The sequence below is a fragment of the Saccharopolyspora antimicrobica genome (assembly GCF_003635025.1).
GTDB classification, from domain to species: Bacteria; Actinomycetota; Actinomycetes; order Mycobacteriales; family Pseudonocardiaceae; genus Saccharopolyspora; species Saccharopolyspora antimicrobica.
Map to the genome: position 1 here is coordinate 5,783,025 of NZ_RBXX01000002.1, position 18,229 is coordinate 5,801,253.

15 protein-coding genes are annotated in these 18,229 nt (G+C 69.6%); 8 read left to right on the plus strand and 7 right to left on the minus strand.

Annotated elements, in window-relative coordinates:
- Window positions 1-183: 183 nt before the first annotated feature.
- The 3 genes from ATL45_RS27645 (at window position 184) to ATL45_RS27655 (ending at window position 4,539) form a co-directional block, all read left to right on the plus strand.
- The gene (locus tag ATL45_RS27645; RefSeq protein ID WP_093148970.1) at window positions 184-2,142 is read left to right on the plus strand and encodes a CRTAC1 family protein; all 1,959 of its coding nucleotides are present in this window, start codon (window positions 184-186) and stop codon (window positions 2,140-2,142) included.
- Window positions 2,143-2,147: 5 nt separating this feature from the next.
- Window positions 2,148-3,179 (plus strand): RnfABCDGE type electron transport complex subunit D, encoded by a 1,032-nt coding sequence (locus tag ATL45_RS27650; RefSeq protein WP_121505481.1) that lies wholly within the window; start codon window positions 2,148-2,150, stop codon window positions 3,177-3,179.
- A gap of 175 nt (window positions 3,180-3,354) precedes the next feature.
- On the plus strand, window positions 3,355-4,539 hold the full coding sequence (locus tag ATL45_RS27655; protein WP_093148966.1) for an acyl-CoA dehydrogenase family protein: 1,185 nt from the start codon (window positions 3,355-3,357) through the stop codon (window positions 4,537-4,539).
- A gap of 490 nt (window positions 4,540-5,029) precedes the next feature.
- On the opposite strand, the gene ATL45_RS27660 is transcribed toward ATL45_RS27655, so the two are convergent.
- Complete coding sequence (locus ATL45_RS27660) at window positions 5,030-5,212, minus strand: hypothetical protein (RefSeq protein ID WP_093148961.1); 183 nt, start codon at window positions 5,210-5,212, stop codon at window positions 5,030-5,032.
- A 192-nt stretch (window positions 5,213-5,404) separates the two neighbouring features.
- Here ATL45_RS27660 and ATL45_RS27665 point away from each other — a divergent pair, with 192 nt between their 5' ends.
- The 3 genes from ATL45_RS27665 (at window position 5,405) to ATL45_RS27675 (ending at window position 7,975) form a co-directional block, all read left to right on the plus strand.
- On the plus strand, window positions 5,405-5,974 hold the full coding sequence (locus tag ATL45_RS27665) for a winged helix-turn-helix transcriptional regulator (protein WP_093148958.1): 570 nt from the start codon (window positions 5,405-5,407) through the stop codon (window positions 5,972-5,974).
- 164 nt (window positions 5,975-6,138) lie between these two features.
- Complete coding sequence (locus tag ATL45_RS27670) at window positions 6,139-7,110, plus strand: DUF1702 family protein (protein ID WP_170210535.1); 972 nt, start codon at window positions 6,139-6,141, stop codon at window positions 7,108-7,110.
- A 136-nt stretch (window positions 7,111-7,246) separates the two neighbouring features.
- Window positions 7,247-7,975 (plus strand): helix-turn-helix transcriptional regulator, encoded by a 729-nt coding sequence (locus ATL45_RS27675; protein WP_246025581.1) that lies wholly within the window; start codon window positions 7,247-7,249, stop codon window positions 7,973-7,975.
- Window positions 7,976-8,054: 79 nt separating this feature from the next.
- Here ATL45_RS27675 and ATL45_RS27680 read toward each other — a convergent pair whose 3' ends face one another.
- The gene (locus tag ATL45_RS27680) at window positions 8,055-9,134 is read right to left on the minus strand and encodes a carboxymuconolactone decarboxylase family protein (RefSeq protein ID WP_093148946.1); all 1,080 of its coding nucleotides are present in this window, start codon (window positions 9,132-9,134) and stop codon (window positions 8,055-8,057) included.
- A 142-nt stretch (window positions 9,135-9,276) separates the two neighbouring features.
- Window positions 9,277-10,635 carry a cytochrome P450 gene (locus tag ATL45_RS27685; RefSeq protein WP_093148941.1) on the minus strand — a complete coding sequence of 453 codons (1,359 nt, stop codon included), beginning with the start codon at window positions 10,633-10,635 and terminating at the stop codon, window positions 9,277-9,279.
- A gap of 295 nt (window positions 10,636-10,930) precedes the next feature.
- Here ATL45_RS27685 and ATL45_RS27690 point away from each other — a divergent pair, with 295 nt between their 5' ends.
- A complete protein-coding gene (locus ATL45_RS27690) occupies window positions 10,931-12,478 on the plus strand; it encodes a GMC family oxidoreductase (RefSeq protein ID WP_093148937.1) in 1,548 nt (515 codons plus the stop codon).
- A 73-nt stretch (window positions 12,479-12,551) separates the two neighbouring features.
- Here the strand turns inward: ATL45_RS27690 and ATL45_RS27695 are convergent, their stop codons facing one another.
- From ATL45_RS27695 to ATL45_RS27705, 3 genes are read right to left on the minus strand one after another with little or no spacing between them, the layout of a single operon-like run.
- On the minus strand, window positions 12,552-13,421 hold the full coding sequence (locus ATL45_RS27695) for an SDR family NAD(P)-dependent oxidoreductase (RefSeq protein ID WP_093148936.1): 870 nt from the start codon (window positions 13,419-13,421) through the stop codon (window positions 12,552-12,554).
- Window positions 13,418-14,023, minus strand: coding sequence for a carboxymuconolactone decarboxylase family protein (locus tag ATL45_RS27700; RefSeq protein WP_093148935.1), 606 nt, complete (start codon window positions 14,021-14,023; stop codon window positions 13,418-13,420). Before ATL45_RS27700 ends, ATL45_RS27695 begins: the two co-directional genes overlap by 4 nt.
- Window positions 14,020-15,351, minus strand: coding sequence for an ABC1 kinase family protein (locus ATL45_RS27705; RefSeq protein ID WP_093148931.1), 1,332 nt, complete (start codon window positions 15,349-15,351; stop codon window positions 14,020-14,022). Before ATL45_RS27705 ends, ATL45_RS27700 begins: the two co-directional genes overlap by 4 nt.
- Before the next feature lie 646 nt (window positions 15,352-15,997).
- Between ATL45_RS27705 and ATL45_RS27710 the strand changes: the two genes are divergently transcribed.
- Complete coding sequence (locus tag ATL45_RS27710; RefSeq protein WP_246025582.1) at window positions 15,998-17,479, plus strand: MFS transporter; 1,482 nt, start codon at window positions 15,998-16,000, stop codon at window positions 17,477-17,479.
- A gap of 277 nt (window positions 17,480-17,756) precedes the next feature.
- Here ATL45_RS27710 and ATL45_RS27715 read toward each other — a convergent pair whose 3' ends face one another.
- Complete coding sequence (locus ATL45_RS27715; protein WP_093148927.1) at window positions 17,757-18,191, minus strand: hypothetical protein; 435 nt, start codon at window positions 18,189-18,191, stop codon at window positions 17,757-17,759.
- Between the last annotated feature and the right edge of the window lie 38 nt (window positions 18,192-18,229).

The window sequence follows — 18,229 nt, forward strand, 5'->3', positions numbered from 1 at the left end:
CGTTGCTCGCACATCGAAACGGATGCACAGCGCTGCGCGGAATCTCCGACGAGTGGGCGGCGCAGGAAGAACAGGGCAGTTCGCCCCGGCGAAGTCGGCGAGGGCGACGTGCCCGCATGCGGGTCGGGCGGCAACGCATTGCTTTGGCGAATTCGAATTCGTCCTCTTGGAGGTGTTTGGTCAGTGAAGTCCGCAGCTGGCTGGTTACGCAGGCAGTTGACAGGTGTCGTAGCGCTCATCTTGATGGCTGCCGTGTTCATCGTCGCGCAGCCGTCGACGCCCTCCGCTGCCGATACCACGAGTCTCGCCGGCAACTACGCGTTCTCGCCGAAATCCATCGCCATGCCGAGCGGTTTCCCGCAGCAGGAGATCCGCGCGGTCAACAAGGACTACAAGCACATCGACGCCTGGATCTCGTCGGTCGGCGCCGCGATCGCGATGAACGACGTCGACGGTGACGGGCTGCCCAACGACCTGTGCGTCACCGATCCCCGGATCGACCAGGTCGTGGTCACCCCCGCACCGGACGCGAAAGCGGACCGGTACGCGCCGTTCGCGCTGTCGCACTCGCTGCCGATGAACGAGCACATCGCACCGATGGGGTGCCTGGCAGGCGACTTCAACGAGGACGGTCGCACCGACCTGATGGTCTACTACTGGGGCCGGACACCAGTGCTCTTCCTCGCCAGGACCGACGCCACCGCGTTGAACAACGCCGCCTTCGCCCCGACCGAACTGGTCCCCGGCGTGAGCGGCCCGGTCTACGACGGTCCGCAGTGGAACTCCAACGCCGTGGCCTTCGACGACTTCGACGGCGACGGGCACGGTGACCTGCTGATCACCAACTACTTCCCGCACGGGCCGGTGCTCAACGACCAGGTCTCCGGCGGCGTGGCGATGAACGACTCGATGTCGGCGGCCTACAACGGCGGGGAGGACTACTTCTTCCGCTGGACCGGCGGCACCTCGGGCATCCGCCCGACCGCCAGCTACGAACGGGTCGACGACGCCCTGCCGACCGACGTCTCCAAGGGCTGGGAGCTGGCCGCGGCGGCCAACGATCTCGACGGCGACGGGCTTCCGGAGCTGTACCTGGCCAACGACTTCGGCCCGGACCGCCTGCTCTACAACCAGTCCACTCCGGGCGAGCTGAAGTTCTCCCTGGTCGAGGACGTGCGCTCGCCGGTCGTCCCGAAGTCCAAGCAGGTCGGTCTCGACTCGTTCAAGGGCATGGGCGTCGACTTCGGCGATCTCGACGGTGACGGCCTGTACGACATGTTCGTCAGCAACATCACCACCTCGTGGGGCATCCAGGAGAGCAACTTCCAGTTCATGAACACGGCCAGGGACCACGCCGACCTGCGCGACAAGCTGGCCGAGGGCAAGCCGCCGTTCACCGACACCAGCGCACCGGCCGGTACCGCGTGGTCCGGCTGGGGCTGGGACGTCAAGATGGGCGACTTCGACAACGACGGCCGCCAGGAGATCGCCCAGAGCACCGGGTTCGTCAAGGGCCAGACCGACCGCTGGCCGCAGCTGCAGGAGCTGGCGACCGCCAACGACGAGCTGCTGTCCAACCCGCTGTCGTGGCCCAGGGTGAACCACGGCGACGACATCGGAGGCACCCAGCGGCTGGCGTTCTACTCGCCGATCGGCGACGGCGCTTACGCCAACCTGGCCGGTGAGCTCGGACTCGACGTGCCCGTGCCCACCCGCGGCATCGCCACGGGTGACACCGACGGGGACGGCAAGCTCGACTTCGCCGTCGCCCGGCAGTGGGACCAGCCGGTGTTCTACCAGAACCAGGCGCCCGCACCCGGGTCCTTCCTGGGGCTGCGGCTCACCCACGACTCGCCCAGTGCCGACGGGGCCACCCCCGCGGCCGGCTCGCCGGTGGTCGGCGCCCAGGTGACCGTGACCACGCCGGACGGGCGAAAGCTCCTGGGCCGCGTCGACGGCGGCAGCGGCCACTCGGGCAAGCGCAGCAACGACGTGCACATCGGCCTCGGCGACGGCGTCACCGGCCCGGTCCAGGTTCACCTCAAGTGGCGTGACCGCACCGGGCGGCTCCACGAGCAGGAACTGAAGTTGACCCCCGGCTGGCACTCGCTCCAGCTCGGCGAGCAGGCCAAGGAGAAGTGAACGACATGGCAGACAACACCACGAGCACCGCGGCGCCGCCCCGTCACGACCAGAAGGTCACCAAGGCGCTGCGCAACTTCGCGATCTCGATCACGGTGTTCAACATCATCGGGTACGCGCTGCTGGGCTTCGAGCAACCGTGGACCTGGCCGTTCATCGCGCTGGCCACCGGATACATCACCGAGATCGTCCTGGAGGTCATCGGGGCGCGGGTCGAGGGCCGGGCACCGCGGTTCACCGGCCGGGGCGTCCGCGGCATCGTGGAGTTCCTCTACCCCGCCCACATCACCAGCCTGGCGATGAACATGCTGATCTACGTCAACGACCGGCTGTGGGTGCTGATCTTCGGCGTGGTCGTCGCGGTGGGCACCAAGTGGGTGCTGCGCGCCCCGGTGCGGGGCCGGATGCGCCACTTCATGAACCCCTCGAACTGGGGGATCACGGTGCTGCTGCTGCTCTTCCCGTGGATGAGCATCGCACCGCCGTACCACTTCAGCGAGCACGTCGAGGGCTGGGTCGACTGGCTGATCCCGGCGATCATCGTGATCGCGGGCACCATCCTCAACGGCAAGCTCACCGGCAGGCTGTGGCTGATCGGTGCCTGGCTGGTCACGTTCGTCCTGCAGGCCGTGGTCCGCGGCATCATCTTCGACACCTCGATCCCGGCCGGCCTGGCGATGATGACCGGCATCGCGTTCGTGCTCTACACCAACTACATGGTCACCGACCCGGGTACGACCCCGTCGAAACCGGCATCGCAGATCGCCTTCGGCTCCGGCGTCGCGATCATCTACGGCCTGCTGATGGTCGCGCACATCGCCTACGGCCTGTTCCTGGCCACCGCGATCGTGTGCCTCATCCGCGGCCTGTTCCTGTGGTCGCTGCACTTCTCGAACAAGGCCCGCGAGGAGTTCGAGGCCGAGCAGGCGGCCGTGGCCGGGACCAACGGCGGCGGTGCGGCTCCGGTCGCGCTCGGACCCACCGTCCAGCCCGCGTTGGGCGATTCGAGCGAGGACAACAGGATCCTGCGGTCCTGACGTTCGACGCCCGCGCTTCCAGGACGGCCGTGCGCCGAGTCCGGCCGCCCTGGAAGCACCGCCGGAAACTGAGCAACTTGGAACAATCGCGCGGATCTGCCCCGTGCCAGATTTGTCGCAGCCCGAAGAAAAACCGCATTCACCGTGTCTGCCAGCGTATTTCGAGGAGCTTTTCATGACGATCATCGAGGCGCCGTCGCGAGCCGAACTCGTCAGCCGGGCGACGGATCTGGTCGACCTGATCCGCCGGCACGCCGAGTGGCAGGAGGAGAACCGGATCCTGCACGAGGAGGTCGTGCAGGGGATTGTCGACGCCGGACTGACCAAGCTGCGCATTCCGGCGCGCTACGGGGGCTACGAGGCGAACACGGCCACCGTGTGCGACGTGATCGCCGAACTGGCCCGTGCTGACGGGTCGGTCGGCTGGACCATGAACACCTGGACGATCGGTGTGTGGCTCGCCGGGCTGTTCCCGGACGAGGTGCAGGACGAGATGTTCTCCGACCCGGGCGTGCGGATCGGGAACAGCGTCAGCCCGAACGGCGTGGCGGTGCCGACCGAGGGCGGCGTGGTCCTCAATGGAGAGTGGCCGTTCAGCACCGGTGTGCTGCAGAGCCAGTGGTTCGTGCACTCCGCCGTGCAGGCCACTGAGGACGGTGACTACGTCCCGGTCGTGATCGCGATCCCGGTCGGGGATCTGACGATCGTCGACGACTGGCACACCGCGGGCATGCGCGGCACGGGCAGCGTGAAGACCATCGCCAAGGACCTGTTCGTGCCCGAGGCCCGGGTCGTGCCGATGCTGCCGCTGATCACGCAGGGGCAGCACCGGTCGGTCCGCAACGCCGAGTCGCTGATCTGGAAGGCGCCGTTCGCGCCGTCGTCGGCCGCGCTGGCCGGCGCGGTGTCGCTGGGCATCGCCCAGGCGGCGCGGGAGGCGTTCTTCGAGCGCCTGCCCAACCGCAAGATCACCTACACCAACTACGACCGCCAGATCGAAGCGCCGCTGACCCACCTGCAGGTCGCCGAAGCCAGCGTGAAGATCGACGAAGCGGCGTTCCACGTCCACCGGGCGGCCCAGCGCCTGGACACCAAGACCCCGGCGGGCGAGGCCTGGACGATGGAAGAGCGGGCCCTGGCCCGGATCGACATGGGCGCGGCAACCCTCCGCGCGACCGAAGCCGTGGACGTCCTCAACACCGCCAGCGGTGGATCGTCCATCTACTCCAAGGTGCCGATGCAGCGCATCCACCGCGACATCCACACGGTCCACCAGCACGGTCTCCTGCACCCCAACACCAACCTCGAGCTCTACGGCCGCGTGCTCTGCGGCCTCGAACCCAACACCCACCTCATCTGAGCACCTGGTCGACGCTCAGGCGCTGACGACCGTCCGTGAACCGGCAAGTGGTGGACCGTCCGACGACGGTCCACCACTTCGCTGTTCACCTGGCGATGCGGCGCAGCTGATCGTCGTTGGCACCAGGCTCGGCGACGGCGACGGCAGCCACCGACTCCTGCCCGCACCCGTTCTAGGTGCCGGGAACCGGGACAGAGGCGTTCGAGGAGTTCGCAGGCGCAGCGCCGGCTCGGCGCTGCCACCAGGGCGCGCCCGCGGTGAACCCGGCGGACGACAGCGCGGAGGTGGCCCAGTCGAAGCCGCACACCCGCGCCGATCCGGGGTGGCGCGACGTTCCAGAAGCGGCTGGTCGGCCGAGAGCGTGAACTGCGCGCCGATGTGCAAGAACATGATCAGACGTTTCCGCGCTTGCGGCGGTTGCCGCATCCGGTAATGCGGCAACCGCATCGTGGCGCTTCAGCCGGGAACCGGGCGACCGGTCATCCCGCTCCTAGACGTCGAAGCTGATCGTGGTGCCCTTCCACTCGGGCTTGTCATCGGTGAAGGTGAAGTAGCTGTTCATCACGACCCGGGAATCCGGATCGCCGGGGACGGACTCCGTCGCCTCGATCCGGCAGCTCTGCGTGCCCTCGCTTCGATGCGTGAAATCATCGCCGGGGTTCTCGGTCAGCACTTCGAATTCCTCCGGCGAACGGTCGTGGGAGTTTCCGGTGACGTCGGGGACTTCCTGCTGGGAGTTCTCGCTGGGATACGTGATTCTCTCGGCTTTCGTAGTCTGCGGACACTTACTTGCATCATGCAAGCTACCGGAAGTAGACTATCGCGCGGGCTTGTATCACGCAAGTCCCTGTGTGAAGAATGGTCCATGCTCGGACGTCACTACGCAGGTCAGAACTGTCCCGCGGCGCGCACACTCGAGGTCATCGGCGAGCGGTGGAGCCTGCTCATTGTCCGCGACGCGATGTTCGCCGGGGCGACCCGCTTCACGGATTTCCAGCGCAACCTGGGCATCGCGTCGAACATCCTGACCAAGCGGTTGCGGGACTTCGTCGAGGTCGGCCTGTTCGAACTGCGGCCGGGCGAGGCCGGGCAGTCCGAGTACGTGCTGACCAGCAAGGGCCGTGACCTGCAGCCGATCATCATCGCGCTCACCGCGTGGGGTGACCGCTGGTCGCCCACCGCCTACAGCCCCGTTTCGTACGAACACGAAGATTGCGGTGGACGTGTCGAGATGAAGCTGGAATGCACGTGTTGCGGTGGCCGGTCATCGCCTGCTGCTGTCAAGCGCGGCCCGGTCGGCATCGAGGTGCCGCCATTCGATGCGGAACCCGAAACCGTGGAATCCCCTGATTCGCCTGGAACGGATTCAGCGGCAGGGGACCGGGTCGATCTGCATTTGCCCTTATCGATGAACCCCGCAATTCCCTGGAACTGAGCATTCTGAGATAATACCGCGAACTGTCCCGCTGTTAGCGTCGCAGTTGCAGGCGCGGTCGGCGGCTCTCCGGAGTCCGGGAAAGTGCCGAGTCGACCTGCGGAGCGGTTTCTCGCCACGAACCGCCGCGCAACCCAACAGCGACGGAGAACACGGTGACCAACATGTACCGGGCGCTGCGGCGTCGACTTCTGACACCTGCCATGTCGGAAACGAAAGTGTCCGTGCGGGGATTCCACGAGAAGACCCCGGAGGGGACCGAGCTGCTGGAGACCGTCGGGCGGATGTTCCTGACCGGATACGGATACGCGGCCGAGTCCCGCCGCCCGCTCGACGCCGAGGCGCAGCTCGAGGCGCTGCCCGTCCGGTTCCGCGGATTCGCCTACGAAGGCGCGGCGATGGGCTTCGCGGTCCGCGACGGTCTCCCGCTGGGCAGCAGGCGGAGCGTGGCCGAGTTCCTCACCGGGAGGGCCGGCTCGCACAGCTACATGGTCTACGTGGGCGTCGGCTGGGCGCTGGCGCGACTGCCGCGGTTCCGCTGGCCCGCCGTGACCGCGAACGTGCCCGACGACCTGCTGCGCGGGCTCGTCCTCGACGGGTACGGCTTCCACCAGGCGTACTTCCACCCGGACAAGTACGTGCACGGCCAGTACCGGGAACCGTCCTTCCCGTGGCCCGCCGACATCGGGCAGGCCGGTATCGACGAGATCATCGACCAGGGCATCGGTCGCGCCATGTGGTTCGTCGGCGGCGCCGATCCCGACTACGTGGCCAACCTGATCGACAAATTCCCGAAGGACAGGCACAGCGACCTCTACAGCGGTGCCGCGCTGGCCGCGACCTACGCCGGCGGCGTCGACGAGCGCGAGCTGAAGGTGTTCTGGGACCGCGCCGGTGAGCACCGCGCGTTCGTCGCCCAGGCCAGTGCGTTCGCGGCCACCGCGCGCTCCCGGGCCGGACTCGTCGTGCCGCACAACGAGCTGGCGACCCGGGTGTTGTGCGGGATGAGCGTGGCCGACGCAACCGACGTCAGCCTCCGCAACCAGCCGGACGGCCCGGTCGGCGGCGACGTCCCCGCCTACACGGTGTGGCGCCGGCGCATCGCCGAGGAGTTCCGAGCGCTGGGGCAGTGCTGATCTCCTCGGGAACCCGTGCGCACGGCGTCGGCGAACGCGGTCGAACCGGCTGCGCGCCGCCCAGTTCAACACCGTTGTCACTTCAGCGAACGGAGGATCGGTTGTGCAGGCCGCGGTAGAACGCGCAATCGACGCAATGTGGAACCGCTACCACGAATCGCTGTCGCTGGCCGACATCGCCGACACCGCGATCTACAGCAAGTTCTACTTCTCCAGGGTGTTCCGGTCGCTGACCGGGACCTCGCCAGGGCGGTTCCTCACCGCGATCCGGCTCACCAAGGCCAAGGAACTGCTGCTGGAGACCTCGTTGAGCGTCACCGAGATCTCCCACCGGGTGGGCTACAGCAGCCTGGGCACGTTCACCAGCCGCTTCACCCGCAGCGTCGGTGTCTCACCGGCCCGCTACCGCTCGCTCTCGCACAAGGGAATCCTGTCCCTGCCGGAGTTCTCCGCGCCCGTGCAGGGGCGGTCGGCGGCAGCGGTGAGCGGGTGGGTCACCGTCCCCGACAGCCGGATTCCGGTGCGCGTGTACGTGGGCGCCTTCACCGACCCGATCGCGCAGGGAATCCCGAGCGCTTGTGACGTCCGCGAGGGCTCGGGGCCGTACCGGCTCGACGCGGTCCCGGACCGGCCGTACTTCATCCGGGCCGCCGTGGTGGCGGTCAACGACCTCGATCCCCGTCCGTGGAAGCGTCAGCCGCTGTTCGTCGGGGCCGCCGATCCGGTCGCCGCGGGGCCCGGCCGAACCTCCGAAGTGGACATCGAGACCAGACCATCGCGCTTGCTGGACCTGCCGATCCTGCTCGCACTGCCCGAGCTGGACAGCCACAGCGCGGCCGAGGCCGAACTGGCAGCCACCCGTTAGCCGGGAGCGTTCGCGTTGCGGTGCGGGCCGAAGTCCGCACCGCAGGCCGCTGCCGCCGCTCGTGGAGCAGGACCGGTGCTCACGGCCCGGGGCGGCGGGACTCGGGTTCCGCCGCCGGGGGCCGGGTCGTCATCCAGCTCCCGGCCCGCCGCGCCGCGGCGAAGCTCGACCAGGAGGTCACGTCGATCAGCGAGCGGTCGTCCGGGGACTGAGCGCGGAACTGGTCGATGACCGCCTGGTCGACCTGGTAGGAAGCCAGCGCGGTCAGCAGGGCGAGGTGCCCGGTCGGGCGGTGTTGCGCCGGCAGGACGGCGACCGCGTCGGACGCCCACGCGCGGCTCGGGCCGAGGGGCCGACCGTCCCATTGCGACAGATGCTCCAGCACCAGCTCGCGCACCTCCGGAGCGACCGAGCGGTGCCCCGCCTCGTCGATGGCGGCAGCACCACGCGCGAATGCCTCGGCGATCGCCGTGTTCCCCGACGCCCACGCCAGATCCGGCGGCAGCGGCGCCGCGGGCAGCAGGTCCAGCGAGGCTCCCGGCCGCGGGCCCCGGCGTTCCGCCGACTTGATCAGCCCGACCAGCACGCGCCGCACCACGCCGATCGCGGCGGGCGGCGCCCCGGGCGGCAGCGGCAGTTCGCCCAGGAAGAGGTTGGCCATGCGGTTGAGGTACTGCAGGACCACCGCGGTGCCCACCATTTCCGGAGCCTGCTCGACCGGGAACGGCACTGGCTTCCCGACGCCGCCGTCCAGCGCCGCGTTCGCGGTGGCCCAGTCGGCCGCGGCCCGCGCCGCCGGGTCGGAGATGGCGTCATCGCGGTAGCCGACCAGGTCTCCCAGCATCGAGGAGTGGATCGAGACGCAGAACGGGCAGCTGTTGCCCTCGGAGACCGCGGTGCTGACGGCCTCCTTGTGCGACCGTGGCGCCCCTCCGGGCACCAGCAGCGTTTCACGCAGGGTGAGCCAGCTGGCCGCCATCACGTCGGACGCGGGCGCGTGCAACGCGACCGGTGGCGCGAGCACGCCGAAATCCCGCTCCAGCTCCTGGTAGATCCTGGCCACGTCACCGCTCGCGTCGCGGTAGCGCACGGCGCGCACCTGCCGCACCTGAGCGGTCGACAGATCGCGCAGTCCGGCCTGGACAAGTCTATTTCGCATCGGATCGTTCCTTCACCGGGAGGTCAGGGGATCGGGGAGCGAACACAGCCCGAACAACGGGGCTCGACCTTACCGGCCCGACCGGCAGCCAGGAGGCGATTTCCATTCCGGTGCCCGCGTTTTCCGGTTCTGGCGCAGGTGTTCACCCGATCGCCCGCACCGTCATCGGCAGTCCGCCGCGCACCCGCAGCGTCAGCATCGGTTCGGCCTTGACGTCGTAGCCCGGGACCGTCGCGAGCCGCAGCTCGCGCACCACGCAGGCGGTCACGATCGTCGCCTCCAGCAGACCGAGGCTGCTGCCGACGCACACCCGCGGGCCCGCGCCGAACGGGATGTAGGCGTAGCGCGGCCGGCCCGCCGCCCGGCTCTGCTCGAACCGGTCCGGGTCGAAGCGCTCCGGTGCCTCCCAGAACGCCGGGTGCCGGTGCAGCGTGTACGGGCAGATCACCACGTCGGCACCGGCCGCCACGCGGTACCCGCCGATCTCGTCGTCCCCGCGGGCCTTGCGCGGCAGCAGCCACACCGCCGGGTACAGCCGCATGACCTCCTGGAGGACCATCGAGGTGTACTTCAACCGGTGCAGATCCTCGTAGGTGGGCATCCGGTCACCCAGCACCTCGACCGCTTCGGCGTGCAGCCGCTCCCACACCTGGGGATGCCGGTCGAGGAGGTAGAAGGTCCAGCTCAGCGTGCTGGCGGTGGTGTCGTGCCCGGCCAGCAGCAGCGTCACCAGCTCGTCGCGCATCCGCCTGCGCCGGGCACCCTCGTCGGGCTCCTGCTGCGTCGCGTCGACCAGCCGGGACAGGATGTCGTCGCCGTCGGCTGTCGGGTGCGCGGCGCGCTCGTCGGCCAGCCGGGTCACGATGCTCTCCAGATCGGCCCGGGCGCGGCGGAACCGCCGCTGCTTGGGCAGTGGGACCCAGGTCGGCACCGCGCTCAGCGACATCATCTCGAACATCGCCTGGTCCTGGACCGCTTCGAAGGACTCGCCGATGGACTCGAAGGCGCTGAGGTCGGCTTCGAGCAGGGTGCGGCCGAGGATGCCGAGGGTCATCCCGGTCATCTCATCGCGGATGTCGACGGGCTGGCCGCCGGCGTGCCTGCGGAGCCTGGCCACCAGCCCCGCCGCCTCCTGCGCGATCACCTCGGTCTTGCCTGCGACCCGCTTGGCCTTGAAGACCGGCTGGATCGTCTTGCGCTGGGCCTTCCACAGCTCTCCCTCGCTGGTCAGCAGCCCGTCGCCGAGTGCGCGCCTGGCGTGTGCCAGCCCGATTCCCTTGACGTAGTTGGCGGCGTTGTCGGCCAGCACGTGCTTGGCGTGATCGGGGTGGTTGAAGAAGTGCAGCGACTTGGGGCCCAGGCGCAGCCGGACCGCGTCGCCGTACTGCCGCGCGACGGAGGTCATCACCGAGAGCCGGTCCTGGGCCATCCTGGCCAGCAGGCTCAGCGTCGCGCGGCGCGGTGGTCCGGGCAACGCCGGGCGCGCGGCTGTCGCGGTCATGTCGGCTCCCTTCGTCCCGCTGCGGTGGGGCGCAGCGACTCTCAACTCCAGGGTCGGCGCAGCGCCGGACGCCTGCCTACTTCCGGCTTGCGTACTGGGCTCGGCGCCGCTGCGGCCGGCGTGGAGAGCACGAACGGAGAAGGCGTTCGTGCCAACGGTTCTCCGGAGTTGCCCCCTGCGGCGGTGCCGGAACCGGGGCAAAGCACGAGAAGCCAGGTCATCGCGGCCGGTGCGAAGCTCGGCAGGAGGTCGCAGATCCCTGCGCCCGAAGCGCACACAACCTTCGAGGACTGCTATGACGGCTCAGTATGACGACATCATCGTCGGCGCCGGCTCGGCCGGGGTCGTGCTCGCGGCCCGGCTGACCGAGGATCCCGCTCGGCGCGTGCTGCTCTTGGAAGGCGGCCCGGACTACGTCAGGCCGGAGGAGACGCCCGAGGACATCTTCTACGGCCGCTCGATGTCGTTCGTGGACCACGACTGGACCTTCCGCGCCGACGTCCACGACGGCCGCAAGATCCGGTATCCGCGCGGCAGGACCACCGGCGGCTCGTCCGCGGTCGGTGCGACGGTCGGGTTGCGCGGCGTTCCCGCCGACTACGACGACTGGGCCGCGGCCGGGAACCCGTCGTGGTCCTATTCGCAGGTCCTGCCCTACTTCCGGAAGCTGGAGAACGACCTCGACTTCGGCGACAGCGAGTTCCACGGCAGCGACGGCCCGATGCCCATCCGGCGGTGGCGGCCCGAGGAGCTGCCTCCGGGGCAGACGGCGTTCGTCGAGGCGTGCCTGGAAGCGGGCTTCCCCGAGACCGAGGACCACAACCACCCGGAGTCCACCGGGATCGGGTCGATCCCGTCCACCCGGCCCGACGCCGTGCACCGCGCCACGACCGGAAACACCTACCTCACGCTGATCCGGGGCCGCGCCAACCTCGAGATCAGGCCCCGCACCACGGTCGACCGGGTGGTCTTCGACGGTGCGAAGGCGATCGGTGTCATGGCGGCGGCCGAGGGCGGGTCCTTCGAGCTCGTCGAGGGCCGCCGGGTCGTCCTGGCCGCGGGCGCGGTCGCCTCGCCCGCGATCCTGCTGCGCTCGGGCATCGGTCCGGCCGAAGATCTGCGCCGACTCGGGATCGAGGTCCGCGCCGACCTGGCCGGGGTCGGTGCGAACCTGGTCGACCACCAGCGGACCGGCGCCTTCCTGGTGCCGCAGCCCGGTGCCACGGACTCGACCGTGCCGTTCCTGCAGGAGATCCTGCGCACCACCTCACCGGTGTCCGGGGACTTCAACGACCTGCAGTACTACATGGTCAACCACTTCGGGCTGGCGAACTTCCCGGAACTGCAGATGCTGGCCGGTGCCACCGAGATCCTCGGCGTGATGGTCGTGGCGCAGCGGCCCGGCTCCCGCGGCCGGATCACGCTGACCTCCGCCGACCCGACGGCCCAGCCCGCGATCGAGCTGAACTTCCTCGACGACGAGCGGGAGGTGGACGTGCTCGTCGACGGGGTCCGCACCGCGTGGCGGCTGGCCAACCACCCCGACATCCTGAAGCTGGGCCAGGGCTTCGTCGTGTTGCGGGACGCCACGATCGATGACGACGAGATGGTGCGGCAGTACGTCAAGACCAGCCTGGACAGCGCCTACCACCCGGTCGGCACGGTCCGGATGGGACCGGCTTCGGACCCGGAGTCGGTCGTCGACGAGCGCGGCGCGGTGCACGGCATCGAGGCCCTGCACGTCTGCGACTCGTCGATCATGCCGAGCACGGTGCGCGCCAACACCAACCTGACCTCGATCATGATCGGGGAGCGGACCGCGGACTGGCTGCGGGAGAGCTGAGCCGGCCACGGCGATGCGGCTCCGGACCGAGGGATTCCGGAGCCGCATCGCCGTGCGGGGCGCGAGAACGCGCTCAGGGCTGGGGGAAGAACCGGGTGACGAACGCTTCCCAGGCCCGGTCGCCGAAGATCGCCCGCTGCGGTCCCAGCAGCCGGACCGGGATGCCGATCCGGTAGCGGATCCGCGGCCTGCGCGCCGTGATCGCCTTCTCCACGACCTCGGCGACCCTGGCCGCGCGCACCGCAGTGCGGCCCCGGCCCTTGGGCCGGTCGACCTCCCGGTACGCGCCGTGCCACCGCACGAAGCGCTCCCAGAAGTCGGCGTAGAGGTCGCTGTCGGTGGCCAGGTCCAGATCACCGACCGTGGTCGGCACGAACGAGCCGAGGATCGGGGAGGGCTCGATGATCGCCACCTTGATCCCCCACGGCGCCACCTCCAGCCGCAGCGAGTCGCTGATGGCCTCCAGCGCGTGCTTGGTGGCCTGGTAGTAGCCGCGGCCGGGGGTGGCGAACAGGCCGAAGATCGACGACATCATGACGATCCGGCCGGACCGCTGCTCGCGCATCCCGGGCAGCACCAGCTGCGTCATCCGGGACAGCCCGAAGAAGTTCGTCTCGAACTGCCGGTGCACCTGCTCCAACGGGGTTTCCCCGATCGTGCCGTTGAGGCTGTACGCGGCGTTGTTGATCAGGACGCCGACCGCTCCGTGCTCCTCGGTGATCCGGTCCACGGCGGCGGTCATCGACTCCTCGTCGGTGACGTCCACCCGCAGCGTCGTGATGCCCTCCTCGGCCAGGTCCTTCAGGCCGTCGAGGTTGCGGCCGGTGGCGTAGACCGGCCAGCCCGCGCGGTGCAGGCGCAGGGCGGTGGCGCGGCCGGTTCCGGAGGACCGGCCGCTGTGGGAGCTGACCCCGGTGATCAGGACCGCGCGCGACGGGCTCACGACTCGCCTCCCGCGGGGTCCAGCTGCGAAACCCGGCTCGCCGCAACGGAAGCGCCCAGGCCCAGGCCGTCGACCATGCGCGTGATGAAGTTGAACATCGAGGCCGTGAAGAAGGCCTCCAGCAGCTCCTCGGCGGTCCAGCCGGCGTCCAGCGCCACCTGCCAGTCCTCGTCGCTGATCTTGTAGGCCTCCCGGCTGAGCTTGGTCAGGAGCCGCAGCAGCACCTTCGTGCGCTCGTCCACGGGCAGGTCGTCAGCGGTCCGGGCGGACTCGACGGCCTCGGCGATCTCCTCGGGGCCGCCGAAGACCTGGAAGAAGAAGTTGTGCGTGCCGACGCAGTACGGGCACTGGTTCACCTTCGACGTCCACGCCGAGATCAGCTCCCGGGTCTGGCGCGGCAGCACGCCGCCGAGGTACATCGCCTTGTACCCGGCCACGACCGCGTCGAGCAGGTCGGGCCGGGTGGACACCAGGCGGAACATGTCCGGGACGAAGGGCAGGTCGGTGGCCTTCTTGACCTCGTCGTAGAGCTCGGCGAGGCGGCCGTCGGCCTGGCTCTCGTCGATCAGCGGAACCCGGACGTGGGTGGTCGCGTCGTTCATCCTGTACTCCCTCGTCGTTCGACAGCGGACGGGACATCACGGGGGATGTTGCGGCGGCGGAGCACGGGCAGGGCCTCTGCCTGGAAGTCGACGTCGGCGTCGAAGCCCTTGATCATGCCCTCGATGACCAGCAGGGACAGCAGCGGGAAGGCGAACTCGGGAGCGGGGAACAGGCCGCACCGGCGCTGCAGGTCGAACAGCCCGCCCGCGAAGTGCGCCAGGTCGAACTCGCCGGACCGCGCCCCCGACGCCCGCTCCACCAGGTCCTTGAGCCCGGTGCGGAAGCGTTCCAGGTCGGAGTCCTCGGCCAGCTGCGCGGCGCTGTCGATCACGATCTGCGCGCACATGCGTCCATCGCCCATAGCCATGTTGATGAAGAAGTCCGCGAAGGACCGGCGCACCGGGTCGGGCAGCTGGACGACGAATCCGGCGTCGAGCATCACGAGGTTCGCCCCGCGGTCGAAGTACAGGTTGCCGGGGTGCAGGTCGCAGTGGACCACGCCGTCGACGAAGAGCATCTCGTAGATCGCGGCCAGCACCGCCCGCACCACCGCGCGCCGGGTGGGGACGTCGAGATCACCGGGTTCGAAGCGCTTCAGATCGCTGACGTACTCCATGACCACGGTCTCGGCGGTGCACAGCTGCTCCAAGGCCGCCGGGATGCGCAGGTCGTCCAACGCGGAGAGGTTGCTGCGCAACGTGGTCAGGGCCGCGGCCTCGGCCGGAAAGTCCAGCTGCCGCAGGATCGCGCCGCCGACCTGCTCGTGCATGAGCTTGAACGGCATCTTGCGCAGCTTCGGCAGCATGCCCAGCACGCTCATGGCGAAGGCGGTCAGCGCGAAGTCCTGCCGCATCACGCGCTCGATGCCGGGCCGCCGCACCTTGACCGCGACGCGGCGGCCGTCCAGGGTCACGGCTTCGTGGACCGTCGCGATGCTGCCGCAGGCCACCGGGTGCCACTCGAACGACCGGAACGGCCACGGGCGGTCCCGGTACGCGCGCCGGACGGTGCGCTCGATGCGCCACCGGGCAGGCGGCCGGGCGGCGTCGGTGAGCCGCGCCAGCGGGGTGGTCACCGCCTCCGGCAGCAGGTCACGCCGGGTGCTCAGCAACTGGCCGATCTTGATGTAGGAGGGCCCGAGGCGGGTCAGCAGCCGGACCCACCGGTCGCCGTCGCGCAGGCCCCGCCCGTCCTTCGAACGACGCAACCGCGCGCGGACCGCCGAGCCGGCGATGACCAGGCCGTAGAAGCCCACGACGGCGCCGACCCGGCCGCAACGCAGCACGAGGCCGGGCAGCCGGACCAGGCGGCTGGTGTTCTCGCTCAAGGTCGCCCCCTAGTCGTCGGATTCGCCTCGGGTGACGGAGCCGTCACCCGCCCCCTGATCGTCTCGATCCCGGCGACGTGCGACTACTTTCTCCGTGCCGTGCACGGAAGGTGACCGCCGCAGCCGGACCGAGCACGGAGGAAGAAGCGGCAGGCGACCGGCGCCGGTAGGTTGGCGGGCAACGACGCACGCGAGGACGGGAAGCGCGGTGACCCGGGAACCGACCCCAACGACCATTCGCACCAGTGCTTCCGGCAGCACATGACCGAGCTACTCGCCGGTGCCGGACCGAGATCCGGCGATCCCGGGTCTCTCGCTGTCCTGAACAGATGATCCGGGTCCTGATGCACCACTTGGTCGAGACCTGCGATGTCGTGATCGGCTGGCCCGGTCAGAGATAGATCACTTTTACTTCGGCAGTACGGCAATCCCGGAATCAACACCGTCAGAATCCTCTGTGGACTGTCTCTCAGGTCGGGTTCCTCGTGCTGCCGAAGCGGCCATCGTCGGGGTTTCCACGTTTCGACGATGCGCCCGGATGAACTTCGTAACCCGAGATCCAGCGCTCTCGCAAGCATTTCCCAGCTCGTACCCGCGTGCGCGGAACCGTCCGGCGATCCATCGAGAACCTGGGAGAACACACGCGATGTCCGTGCTAGAGAAGCGAAACGACGACACCAGGACGATGTCCAACCTGCTCCTGCTGTTCGGGACGGCGATCGTCCTGGTGTCGTCGTCCGTCGGATTCGTCAACGCGTTCACGATGGACTCGTCGATGCCGGGGATGTCCATGCCGATGGTCCGGTCCTCGGCATCCGATCCGCTGATGGGGATGCCGCTGTCGCACATGCCGGAGATGTTCGTCGCCGGTGCCGGGCTGGTGATCGTGCTCATCGGTGCGGTCGGCCGCGGACGGGCGGCGGCCAAGGCGCGGGGTTCCTCGCGCGGCCGGATCCTCGTCGGCGTGATCGGCACGGCTGCGCTGACCATCGACATCAGCAAGACCTCCACGCTCGGGTTCGTCATCCCGGGCATGCGCGAGGAGTACGGGCTGGCGGCGGGAACCGCGTCGCTGCTGGCGGTGGCCGGGCTGAGCGGAACGGCGACCGGTGCGGTGCTGTTCGGGATCATGTCCGACCGGATCGGGCGGCGGGCCGCCTACCTGATCGCGACGCTGGGGTTCACCGCCACCAGCATGTGCGGGACGATGCCGACCTTCGCCGGGAACATCGTCATGTGCGCGCTGATGGGGGTCGCGGTCGGCGGGCTCGCCCCGCTGCTGATCACCCTGCTGACCGAGGCCATCGGCGGTCGTTCCCGGGGTTCGGTCGTGGTGGCGCTGTCGGTGGTGGCCACGGCGGTCGGCTACCTGGTGGCGGCGGGCTCGGCGCTGTGGCTGGAGCCCGTGTTCGGCTGGCGGGTGCTGTGGCTGATCGGTGCGCCCACCGGTCTGGTCCTGGTGCTGCTGACTCCGTTCATCCCGGACTGGAGCCGCGAGCGGGCCCCGGCCCCGGAGGTGGAGGCGTCCCGCCCGCAGCACGCCCGGACGCTCACCACGGGGCTGCAGCGGGCGTACGCCCTGCTGATCGGAGTGCTCACCTTCGGTCTGACGACCTGGGTGCCGAGCCTGGCCAGGGCGGGCGGGGTGCCGGTGGGCACGGCGAACCTGCTGCTGACGGTGGCGGCGGTGGCGATGGTGCCGTGCGCCCTGCTGTTCATGCTCGGATACCGCAGGTTCGGCCCGGTGCGGGTGGCGGTCGGCCTGGCCGGCGCGACCGCTGTGCTGCTGCTGGCGCTGACCGGCTCCGGAGCGGTGTCGGCGGCCGCCTGGGTCAGCGCGCTGGCGCTGGTGGCCGCGCTGTTCGCGGTGAACACGATGGCCGCGGTGTTCCTGCCGATCGCCGCGGACCTCGCGGACTCGACGGGCCGGGGCCGCGCCACCGGCACGGTGTCGCTGTACAACCGGCTCGGCGGGCTGTGCGGCCCGCTGCTGCTGGCCGGTCTGGTGTCCTCGGCCTCCGACGTGCTGGTCGCGGTCTCGGTTCTCGCGCTGCTGTGCGCGGGCGCGGCCTGGTACATCGGCCGCCGCCACCGCCAGGCCAACCAGAACACCCCCGTGTCCTCTTGATCAGCCGCCTCGGCAGGACGACTGCTGCTGCTGGCCAGCTGAGCGGCGACCGGAACCCCGGCGCCCAACCGGCAGCGGGTCGACCGGTCTGCCGACCTCTCCGACCGCAGCCGTGAAGAGCCCGTTGATCTGCGCTTTCTTGCGCTGGAGCAGTTCCTCGCGGAGCTCGGCATCGAGGTCCAGCGCGCTGCCTACGCCATCACCCGCCGGGCCTTCTGACCCGGCGGGTGATGACCGACTGCTGCGACGGTCGCACGTCGGCTGTGCTGTTGAGCGGCTATGCGGACGAGCCGGGGATACCACGCTTCACCGGAGCGGTCGTCGGTTCGTCGGCGAGGTCCGGCCCGTGGGTCCGGGCGATCTCGTCGTTGAGGCGTTGGCTTCGTTGCTGGGTGCGGATCCGGGCGAAGGACCAGATCGTCGTGGCGTGCGCGAGCGCCATCACCAGGAGCACGACGCCGAGCCGCAGGATGACCTGGTGCACGGGATTGCCCGCGGGCAGGGCCGGCAGCGAGGCGAGGGCGACGACGCCGAGCATGAACGTGACGAACAGCGCTGAGATCAGGCGGTTGGCCGAGTCCGCCACGCGGCGGTCCGGGTGGACCTCGGCGAGGTAGGTCACCCCGCTGCGGCGGATGAACCAGCCGTCGACGGCGACGGCCGCGACGGCGATGATGATGAAGAGCACGTGCGAGGTCATGTCCAGGTGCATCGCTGGCCTCCTCGGGTCGGTGCTGTCCGCCTGCAGCC

Coding starts and splice junctions, on each gene's coding strand:
- ATL45_RS27650 (WP_121505481.1), top strand. CDS start 2,148: ATGGCAGACAACACCACGAGCACCGCGGCGCCGCCCCGTCACGACCAG.
- ATL45_RS27655 (WP_093148966.1), top strand. CDS start 3,355: ATGACGATCATCGAGGCGCCGTCGCGAGCCGAACTCGTCAGCCGGGCG.
- ATL45_RS27665 (WP_093148958.1), top strand. CDS start 5,405: ATGCTCGGACGTCACTACGCAGGTCAGAACTGTCCCGCGGCGCGCACA.
- ATL45_RS27670 (WP_170210535.1), top strand. CDS start 6,139: ATGTACCGGGCGCTGCGGCGTCGACTTCTGACACCTGCCATGTCGGAA.
- ATL45_RS27675 (WP_246025581.1), top strand. CDS start 7,247: ATGTGGAACCGCTACCACGAATCGCTGTCGCTGGCCGACATCGCCGAC.
- ATL45_RS27680 (WP_093148946.1), bottom strand. CDS start 9,134: ATGCGAAATAGACTTGTCCAGGCCGGACTGCGCGATCTGTCGACCGCT.
- ATL45_RS27685 (WP_093148941.1), bottom strand. CDS start 10,635: ATGACCGCGACAGCCGCGCGCCCGGCGTTGCCCGGACCACCGCGCCGC.
- ATL45_RS27690 (WP_093148937.1), top strand. CDS start 10,931: ATGACGGCTCAGTATGACGACATCATCGTCGGCGCCGGCTCGGCCGGG.
- ATL45_RS27700 (WP_093148935.1), bottom strand. CDS start 14,023: ATGAACGACGCGACCACCCACGTCCGGGTTCCGCTGATCGACGAGAGC.
- ATL45_RS27710 (WP_246025582.1), top strand. CDS start 15,998: ATGTCCGTGCTAGAGAAGCGAAACGACGACACCAGGACGATGTCCAAC.
- ATL45_RS27715 (WP_093148927.1), bottom strand. CDS start 18,191: ATGCACCTGGACATGACCTCGCACGTGCTCTTCATCATCATCGCCGTC.